This window comes from Delftia tsuruhatensis NBRC 16741, assembly GCF_001571325.1.
GTDB classification, from domain to species: domain Bacteria; phylum Pseudomonadota; class Gammaproteobacteria; order Burkholderiales; family Burkholderiaceae_C; genus Comamonas; species Comamonas tsuruhatensis.
In genome coordinates, this window is sequence record NZ_BCTO01000136.1 from 1 (window position 1) to 577 (window position 577).

Genomic DNA, 577 nt, shown 5'->3' on the forward strand with positions numbered 1-577 from the left:
CTGGCCCGCTTTCCCTTCACCACCAAGAAGGACCTGCGCGAGAACTATCCGTTCGGCATGTTCGCCGTGCCGCGCCAGAAGGTGGCGCGCGTGCATGCCTCCTCGGGCACCACGGGCAAGCCCACGGTGGTGGGCTACACGTTGAATGACATCGACAACTGGGCGAACCTGGTGGCGCGCTCCATCCGCGCGGCGGGCGGGCGGCCCGGCGACATGGTGCATGTGGCTTATGGCTATGGCCTGTTCACGGGCGGGCTGGGCGCGCACTACGGAGCAGAGCGCGCGGGCTGCACCGTGGTGCCCATGTCGGGCGGGCAGACCGAAAAGCAGGTGCAGCTGATCCAGGATTTCCGGCCCGACATCATCATGGTCACGCCCAGCTACATGCAGGTGATCGTGGAGGAGATGCAGCGCCAGGGGATGGACCCGCGCGAGAGCTCTTTGCGGATCGGCATCTTCGGCGCCGAGCCCTGGACCGAGGCCATGCGCCGCGAGATCGAGGGCAAGGCGGGGCTGGATGCCGTGGACATCTACGGCCTGTCCGAAGTCATGGGCCCGGGCGTGGCCAGCGAATGCG

General features: G+C 67.6%; 1 protein-coding gene. It reads left to right on the forward strand.

Annotated features, from left to right (window positions below; all coding sequences use genetic code 11):
* Nucleotides 1-577, forward strand: a 577-nt coding sequence (locus tag DTS01S_RS29320) for an AMP-binding protein (RefSeq protein WP_156493803.1), incomplete at both ends; no start/stop codon positions are given.